This is a genomic window from Stenotrophomonas sp. STEN022 (assembly GCF_056760155.1).
Genome location: NZ_JBRREG010000149.1, coordinates 1 through 7,864 on the forward strand (window position 1 = coordinate 1; position 7,864 = coordinate 7,864).

The window sequence follows — 7,864 nt, forward strand, 5'->3', positions numbered from 1 at the left end:
GCTGAGGCATTACCGGTTAAGCCCCTGCCGAGCATGGCTCGGCACTACACGGGAATGCCCCTTGCCGAGCATGGCTCGGCTCTACAGGGGCATTCCCGGCAATGCCTGAAAGCCAAGCCCTCCCCAACCCTCTCCTACGCCTGCGGCGCAAGGGAGAGGGTAGAAGCGCCCAACAAGCAGCCCTTGCCCCGCAGCTGCTGCAGCATTCCCGCGCCATTGCTGATGAAATCCTCATCCGCTTCTGTACCCGCCTCGGTCGCCAACTCCCGCAGCTGCTCAAGCCCACTGAGATCGGGTAACTGCTCCAGCCTTTCCAACAACCGGTACAGCATCGGCGAAAGTTCGGAGAACACGATGTTTCCATGAGCCTCGCGTCGGGCCAGCAACAACGTCGGCTGTAACGGCGGCTCACTGGGCTGATGTTCCAGACCAATCCGATGCACCGGCCACTGGTAGGCCAGTGCCCGGCAGTAGGGGGAACAGACCGGGCTGGCAGCCAGCAGGTCACCATCAGGATCATGCGCAGGCAGCGACTCGTCGCTGATCTTCAGCGCCAACTCGATCCATTCGTAGTGCGCCAGTTCCAGCAACCAAGGCGCTTGCGGATCGGCCGGCCGACTGTCCAGATAGGCAATGAGCTCCTGGCCGATCTCCGGGAACAACGGCGTGTGCGCTCGATGCTCGCGACAGAAATCGCGCACCAGTTGCTGCCAGCGCGATTTACCCAAGGTGCGCGCGATTACCGGAAAATTGGCGGCCAGAAGACTCTGGATATTGTTGAAATACAGCTCGCGATACACCTGCATGCGCGTGTCGTCGATACCTGCCGGAGCAGGCTGCTGCAATGGGTCGCGCAGGTGCGCGGCGAAGCGCAGCTGCAGTTCGCGCAGTGACTCAGCCATGGGCGGCCTGCTGCAATTGACGGATACGCGTCAGTTCCTCCAGCAGCTCGGGCAGTGGCGGGAAGTTGAAGTCGCGTTCCAGCAGGGTGGGACGCACGCCATGCATGGCGTAGGTATCGGCCAGCAGCGCCCAGACATCGCCCTTCACCGGCATGCCGTGGGTGTCGATCTTCAGGTCTTCGGCTTCGTCGTGATGGCCGGCAACGTGGTAACTGGCTATGCGTCGGGAGGGCAGTCGTGCAAGAAAGGCGCGGGCGTCATAGCCGTGGTTGATGGCGTTGACGTAGACATTGTTGACGTCCAGCAACAGGTCACAATCGGCTTCGTCGAGTACGGCGTTGATGAAGTCAGCCTCGTCCATGCCGGCTGCAGGTACAGCGTAGTAGGAGGCGTTTTCCACGGCGATGCGACGACCGAGGATGTCCTGGGTCTGGCGGATGCGCGCGGCTACATGTTGCACGGCTTCAGCAGTGAACGGCAGCGGCAGCAGTTCGTAGAGATGGCCGTCATCGGTGCACCAGCTCAGGTGCTCGCTGTACAGCGCGACGTGGTGCTGGTCGAGGAAATTCCGCGTACGTGCGAGAAATTCCAGGTCCAAGGGCGCGGGGCCGCCGAGTGACAACGACAAGCCATGGCAGCTGAGCGGGTGGCGCTGCGACAGCGCGGACAGTGCTTCGCCCAAGCTGCCGCCAACGCCGATCCAGTTGTCCGGGGCGCATTCGAGAAAGTCGAATGCGCCAGCCGGTGCTGCCTGCAGGGCGTCGAGCAGCGAGCGCCGCAGACCCAGGCCAGCGCTGGCCTGGGCAGGCATGCGCTGGTCCGATACGCCGGGCTTAGTGCTTACCGCCACACTTGCCCTCACCGCACTTGCCTTCGGCCTTGGCTTTGTCGGCACCGGCGGCTGCTTCGCCGTCCGCCTTGGCGGCGTCGGTCTTGGGCTTGTCCTTGTCGGCACCGCACTTGCCTTCGCCACATTTACCCTCGCCGCACTTGCCCTCGGCCTTCTGCTTGGCGGCGGCATCGGTGCTTTGCGCAGTGGCGGTAGCAGCCTGTGCTTCGGCGGTTGGCGGGGTCTGGGCGCTGGCGCCAAGTGCGTAGCCTTGGGCGAGATCGGTCATGGCAAAGGCAGGGACCGCCATGCCGCCGAGCAGGGCAGCGCCCAAGGCGAGGGTGGTGGACTTGCGGATGTCGATGGCCATTGATTGTGTCTCCGGTAGAGGTTGGGCCGGGGGGAGGCTGGAGCTTAACAAGCAGCCCGGCTCAACGGCGCGACCTTGCCATCGTTGGAACGACAACGGGCCTGCATTGGGTCCGTGTTGATTCAGCTGGTGTCGGTGATCAGCGCTGGGCGCTGATGATATCGATGATGAGCCCGGTGGCGACTGCCATCAGCACATAGCGGTCATCGACCTTGCGCCATTCGTTGCCGCGCCCGGGCCGACGCAGGCCATGCTTGCTGTAATCGGCAATACGGTTTCCGCGATGGTTCTGTGGCAGGCGCTCGCCCTTGCGTGGGACATGGTGCGCGCTGTTGTTGGGTGCATGGCTGGCACCGTTGTGCGCGGCCGGCGCAGGCACGTTGTTGCGATGGCCTTGGGCGTGCGGGCCAGCGCTGTGGGCCGACTTGTCGTGGCGGATGTTGTCGCGGTCGCGATCCTGCACAGGGCCAGCAAAGGCGGCGCCGGAGGCGAACAGGGAAAGACCCAGGAGGGTGGCGATACGCTTCATGGCAATTCCTCAGTGCGCGGCGGGAGTGCTGCGGACGAGTCCATGCTCGGAAAAAATGCGTGAATGCCCGATTAAAAACACAGGCTGGTGGGTGTCGCTTTGTACCAGTCTGTATCGGCCCGCCGCGACGAGGTGCAGCGGGCCGATGCGGACGGGTTGCTGGTGCGGCCGCTGCACAAGCAGGCCGCAGCCGGACAACCATCGATCAGGCGTGATCGACGGTGCTGGTTTCGTCGCGCTTCTCGCGCGGCGGCAGTGGCGCATCACCGTGCACCAGGAACCACACATTCTCGGCGATGTTGGTGGCGTGGTCGCCGATGCGTTCCAGGTTCTTGGCCATGAACAGCAGGTGCGTGCACGGGGTGATGTTGCGCGGGTCTTCCATCATGTAGGTCAGCAACTCGCGGAACAGCGCGGTGTACTGGGCGTCCAGACGCGCGTCGTCGGCGCGCAGGCTCAGCGCCGCCTCGGCATCGTTGTCGCGGTAGGCTTCCATCGCGCGGCGTACCTGCTGCGCGGCGAGCCGGCCGAGTGCGCGTACGCCCTGGATCTGCGGCAGCGGCGGCACCGCGGCCAGCGCGATGGAGCGCTTGGCGACGTTGGCGGCATAGTCGCCGATGCGTTCAATGTCGGCGGGGATACGCAGGCCGGCGAGGATCTCGCGCAGGTCGCGGGCCATCGGCCCACGCAGCGCCAGGCGCATCACGTCGTGGCTGATCTGCTGCTCAAGCTGGTCGATGGCCTCGTCATTGGCGACGATGCGCTGCGCGGCCTTCTCGTCGCGGCGTTCGATCACGTCCAGCGCGGCTTCGAGCTGGGCAACGGACATTTCGCCCATGCGCACGATCTCGGTTACCAGTCGCTGCTGTTCTTCGTCATAGCTCTTGACGATGTGGTCGTTGGGAAGATTCATGGAATGCTCGCTGGAGACGGTTCGGGTGGGACTGCATTCGTTCGGGAGCTGCGTTGCCATCCATGGCGCACATCTGGCTTCGGAGTGCGGCCGGCCATCCTTGGCCAGGCGTCCAGCGGGCGGCGGACCGATTTACGGTCCGCCTGCGCCAGCCTCAGCCAAAGCGACCGGTGATGTAGTCCTCGGTCTGCTGCTTGGAGGGATTGGAGAAGATGGTTTCGGTGCGGTCGTGTTCGATCAGGTCGCCCAGGTACATGAAGGCGGTGTAGTCGGACACGCGCGCGGCCTGCTGCATGTTGTGGGTGACGATGGCGATGGTGTAATCGTTCTTCAGCTCTTCGACCAGCTGCTCGATGCGGCTGGTGGAGATCGGGTCCAGTGCCGAGGTCGGCTCGTCGAGCAGCAGCACGTCCGGGCGCAGGGCCACGGCGCGGGCGATGCACAGACGCTGCTGCTGGCCACCGGACAGGCCCAGCGCGCTCTGGTTGAGCTTGTCCTTCACTTCGTCCCACAGCGCGCCCTGGCGCAGTGCCTGCTCGACGCGCACGGCCATGTCGGCCTTGGACAGCTTCTCGTGGTGGCGGATGCCGTAGGCGACGTTTTCGAAGATGGTCATCGGGAACGGCACCGGCTTCTGGAACACCATGCCCACCTTGGAACGCAGGCGGTTCATCGGGTACTTGGGCGAAAGGATGTTCTCACCGTCCAGCAACACTTCGCCGCGCGCTTCCAGCTTGGGGTACAGCGCGTAGATGCGATTGAAGATGCGCAGCAGGGTGGACTTGCCGCAACCGGAGGGGCCGATCAGCGCGGTGACACGCTTTTCCGGAATCTCCAGGTTGATGCTCTTCAGCGCATGGAACTTGTCGTAGTAGAAGTCCAGGCCGCGTGCAGCGAGCTTGACCGGCGCCGGCGTGTGCAGCGACTGGTTGGCGGCGGGCACGTTGATGCGCTGCATCGGTACGGCGTTGCTGAGGTCGTTCATGGGAAGGTCCATGGCAATCAATCGTTTAAGTTCAATCGTTCGAGATGCGGTTACGCAGCAGCAGGCCGCGCGCGGAGAGGCTGACCAGCAGGACGAACACGGTCAGCACCAGGGCGCCTGCCCAAGCCAACACCTGCCAGGATTCATACGGGCTGCCTGCAAACTGGTTCATCACCACCGGCACCGAGGCCATCGGCTGCATGACGTTGCTGTTCCAGTACTGGTTGCCGAAGGCGGTGAACAGCAGCGGCGCGGTTTCGCCGGAGATGCGGGCCAGCGCCAGCAGGATGCCGGTGACGATGCCGGCCATGGCGCTGCGGTACAGCACCTGCATGATCACCTTCCACTGCGGCACACCGAGTGCCAACGCGGCTTCGCGCATCTGCACCGGTACCAGGCGCAGCATTTCGTCGGTGGTACGGATCACCACCGGCAACACGATGAAGGCCAGCGACAGCGCGCCTGCAAATGCCGAGAACTGGCCGCCGGTCTGCATCACGTAAAGCGTGTAGACGAACAGGCCGAGCACGATCGACGGTGCCGACAGCAGGATGTCATTGACGAAGCGGACCACGGTGCCCGCCTTGCGGGCATTGCCGTACTCGGCCAGCCAGGTGCCGGCGGCGACGCCCAGCGGTGTGCCGATGCCGATCGCCATCGCACACATCACCGCACTGCCGAAGAAGGCATTGAGCAGACCGCCTTCCTGCATCGGCGGCGGCGTCATCTTGGTGAAGAGATCCAGATTGATGCCCGGCAGGCCCTTGGACAGCAGCGTCCACAGGATCCAGCCGAGGAAGAACAGGCCGAACAAGGCGGTGGCACAACCCATGAACAGGGCCACGACATTGACGACGCGACGACGCAGGTACAGCGAATCAGCGGAAGCGGACATCAGTTGCCCTCCTTGCGGGACAAGCGCATCAGCATCAGGCGGGCCAGTGCCAGCACCACGAAGGTGACGATGAACAAGACGAAGCCGAGCAGCAGCAGCGCCGAACGGTAGGTCTCGGTGGCTTCGCCGAAGTCGTTGGCGATCAGTGCGGCGATGGTGGTGCCTGGCTCCAGCAGCGAGGGGGTCAGGCGCACACTGTTGCCGATCACGAAGGCCACGGCCATGGTTTCACCGAGCGCACGGCCCAGGCCGAGGAAGACGCCGCCGATCACCGCGGAGCGGGTGTAAGGCAGCACGATGTCCCAGCTTACTTCCCACTTGGTCGAACCCAGCGCGTAGGCCGATTCCTTCAAGCGGGTCGGAACGGTGAGGAAGACCTCGCGCATCACCGAGGAGATGAAGGGAATGACCATGATCGCCAGCACGAAGCCGGCGGTGAGCATGCCGATGCCCAGCGGCGGGCCGCGGAACAAGGCACCGATCACCGGCAGTGGGCCGATGTGATCGTTGAGGAACGGGGTGACGTATTCGGTCATCACCGGCACCAGCACGAACAGGCCCCACATGCCGTAGATGATGGAAGGGATGCCTGCCAGCAGTTCGATGGCGGTGCCAACCGGGCCACGCAGCCAGCGCGGCGCGACTTCGGTAAGGAAGAAGGCGATGCCGAAGCTCACCGGCACGGCGATCAACATCGCGATCAGCGCGGTGACGATGGTGCCGTAGATCGGTGCCAGCGCGCCAAACTTGTTCTCGACTGGATTCCACTCGGAGGAGTAGAAGAAGCTCAGGCCCTGCTCCTGCAGCGCGTGGCGGCCGCCCCAGAGCATGGACAGTGCGGCGCTGGCCAGGGCGACCAGGACGAAGATGACGGTGGCGACCAGGAACCAGCGGAACAGACGCTCGTTGCGTGCGTCACGCAGGTCGCGCGATGTGGGCGAGGAAGCTAGGGACGGTGCAATGGCATTCATGGCAGCGGCAGGGGCCCAGGTGGATGCGGTGGTGTTTCTGTCCCCGAGGTCGGGGAATTCAATTCTTCGAAGTCGTGATCCCCGCCTGCGCGGGGATGACGGTATGACAGAGACAGGCGCACCTGCGGCGCGCCCGCCTCATTGCGTCACTTGAACTCGGCAGCCCAGTACGCTTCGATCTGGGTGACCAGCTCGGCCGGCAACGGCACGTAGTGCAGTTCGTTGGCCTGGGTCTTGCCGTTCTCGAAGGCCCACTTGAAGAACGCGCGGGTATCGGCGCTGCGCTTCGCATCCTTAGGCTGCTTGTGCATCAGCATGAAGTTGGTGGCAGTGATCGGCCATGCATTGGCGCCTGGCGCATTGGTGATCACCAGGTTGAAGTCCTTGGCGTTGGCCCAGTCGGCGCTGGCAGCAGCGGCGGCGAAGGTCTCGGCGGTGGGCTGCACCCAGGTACCGGCAGCGTTCTGCATCGAGGCATACGGCATGTTGTTCTGCAGCGCGTAAGCCAGCTCGACGTAACCGACCGAACCCTTGATCTGCTGCACGTAGGAGGCAACGCCTTCATTGCCCTTGCCACCGACGCCGTCCGGCCACTGCACCGAGGTGCCTTCGCCGACCTTGTCCTTCCACTCGCCGCTGACCTTGGACAGATAGTTGGAGAAGTTGAAGGTGGTGCCCGAACCGTCGGAGCGGTGCACCAGGGTGATCTTGGTGTCCGGCAGGGTCACGCCAGGGTTGGCTTCGGCGATAGCCTTGTCGTTCCAGGTCTTGATCTTGCCCAGGAAGATGTCAGCCAGCAGGGGGCCGCTCAGGCGCAGCTGGCCCGGCTGCAGGCCTTCCAGGTTGACCACCGGCACCACGCCGCCGATTGCCGACGGGAACTGGCCAAGGCCAGCCTGCGCAAGTTCTTCGGTGGAAAGGGGCTTGTCGGAGGAGCCGAAGTCGACCGTGCCGGCCTTGATCTGGGCAATACCGCCACCCGAGCCGATCGACTGGTAGTTGATCTTGGCGCCGGTAGCCGCGTTGTAGTCGGCCGACCACTTGGACACCAGCGGGAAGATGAACGATGCGCCGGCGCCGGAGATCTCGACGGCAACCTTGTCACCAGCGGCCGGTGCGGAGGCACCTGCGGCGTCTGGGCCGGAAGCGGCCTGGTTTCCCTTGTCACCACAGGCCGACAGGCCCAGGGCGATGGCCAACGAAAGGGCGGCAAGACCGGTCGTGTGCAGCTTCATGCGTCACTCCATAGCGGGAGAAATGCCGGCAGCGCCGGCGGATGCGGCTATGAAATGATGTTTTTGTTACAGCCTGATTACATCGTGAAAAAAATCTGAAAAAGCTCACAGAATCAATGGCCATCGGCCAGGCGGATGGCGCGCTGAAAGGCAGGAATGTCGCCCGGAGGCGGGGCTGTTCGGCGATGCCCTGTAGTGCCGAGCCACGCTCGGCAGGGGCTTTACCGGTGGAGCC

The 7,864-nt window shown here is 64.1% G+C and carries 9 protein-coding genes; all 9 read right to left on the reverse strand.

Going from position 1 to position 7,864, the window contains the following annotated elements:
- Positions 1-134: 134 nt before the first annotated feature.
- On the reverse strand, positions 135-902 hold the full coding sequence (locus tag ACVOMF_RS19965) for an HvfC family RiPP maturation protein (RefSeq protein ID WP_481510819.1): 768 nt from the start codon (positions 900-902) through the stop codon (positions 135-137).
- On the reverse strand, positions 895-1,713 hold the full coding sequence (locus ACVOMF_RS19970) for an HvfB family MNIO-type RiPP peptide maturase (protein ID WP_481510820.1): 819 nt from the start codon (positions 1,711-1,713) through the stop codon (positions 895-897). The genes ACVOMF_RS19965 and ACVOMF_RS19970 overlap by 8 nt, the downstream gene beginning before the upstream one ends.
- Positions 1,714-1,735: 22 nt before the next feature.
- Complete coding sequence (locus ACVOMF_RS19975; RefSeq protein ID WP_481510821.1) at positions 1,736-2,101, reverse strand: HvfA family oxazolone/thioamide-modified RiPP metallophore; 366 nt, start codon at positions 2,099-2,101, stop codon at positions 1,736-1,738.
- Between the two features lie 139 nt (positions 2,102-2,240).
- Positions 2,241-2,630, reverse strand: coding sequence for an RcnB family protein (locus tag ACVOMF_RS19980; RefSeq protein ID WP_481510822.1), 390 nt, complete (start codon positions 2,628-2,630; stop codon positions 2,241-2,243).
- A gap of 205 nt (positions 2,631-2,835) precedes the next feature.
- Entirely contained in the window at positions 2,836-3,543 is a 708-nt protein-coding gene (phoU, locus tag ACVOMF_RS19985) for a phosphate signaling complex protein PhoU (protein WP_282272928.1), read from the reverse strand.
- Positions 3,544-3,697: 154 nt separating this feature from the next.
- Positions 3,698-4,528, reverse strand: a complete 831-nt coding sequence (gene pstB / locus ACVOMF_RS19990; RefSeq protein WP_282272926.1) for a phosphate ABC transporter ATP-binding protein PstB — start codon at positions 4,526-4,528, stop codon at positions 3,698-3,700.
- 31 nt (positions 4,529-4,559) lie between these two features.
- Entirely contained in the window at positions 4,560-5,423 is an 864-nt protein-coding gene (gene pstA / locus ACVOMF_RS19995; protein ID WP_303746900.1) for a phosphate ABC transporter permease PstA, read from the reverse strand.
- Complete coding sequence (gene pstC / locus ACVOMF_RS20000) at positions 5,423-6,394, reverse strand: phosphate ABC transporter permease subunit PstC (protein WP_282272922.1); 972 nt, start codon at positions 6,392-6,394, stop codon at positions 5,423-5,425. The genes pstA and pstC overlap by 1 nt, the downstream gene beginning before the upstream one ends.
- A 146-nt stretch (positions 6,395-6,540) precedes the next feature.
- Positions 6,541-7,629, reverse strand: a complete 1,089-nt coding sequence (gene pstS, locus ACVOMF_RS20005) for a phosphate ABC transporter substrate-binding protein PstS (protein WP_481510823.1) — start codon at positions 7,627-7,629, stop codon at positions 6,541-6,543.
- Positions 7,630-7,864: the final 235 nt, after the last annotated feature.

Excerpts from the sequence above, each read along its gene's own strand:
- ACVOMF_RS19965 (WP_481510819.1), bottom strand. The coding sequence starts at position 902 with ATGGCTGAGTCACTGCGCGAACTGCAGCTGCGCTTCGCCGCGCACCTG.
- ACVOMF_RS19970 (WP_481510820.1), bottom strand. The coding sequence starts at position 1,713 with ATGCCTGCCCAGGCCAGCGCTGGCCTGGGTCTGCGGCGCTCGCTGCTC.
- ACVOMF_RS19975 (WP_481510821.1), bottom strand. The coding sequence starts at position 2,101 with ATGGCCATCGACATCCGCAAGTCCACCACCCTCGCCTTGGGCGCTGCC.
- ACVOMF_RS19980 (WP_481510822.1), bottom strand. The coding sequence starts at position 2,630 with ATGAAGCGTATCGCCACCCTCCTGGGTCTTTCCCTGTTCGCCTCCGGC.
- phoU (WP_282272928.1), bottom strand. The coding sequence starts at position 3,543 with ATGAATCTTCCCAACGACCACATCGTCAAGAGCTATGACGAAGAACAG.
- pstB (WP_282272926.1), bottom strand. The coding sequence starts at position 4,528 with ATGAACGACCTCAGCAACGCCGTACCGATGCAGCGCATCAACGTGCCC.
- pstA (WP_303746900.1), bottom strand. The coding sequence starts at position 5,423 with ATGTCCGCTTCCGCTGATTCGCTGTACCTGCGTCGTCGCGTCGTCAAT.
- pstC (WP_282272922.1), bottom strand. The coding sequence starts at position 6,394 with ATGAATGCCATTGCACCGTCCCTAGCTTCCTCGCCCACATCGCGCGAC.
- pstS (WP_481510823.1), bottom strand. The coding sequence starts at position 7,629 with ATGAAGCTGCACACGACCGGTCTTGCCGCCCTTTCGTTGGCCATCGCC.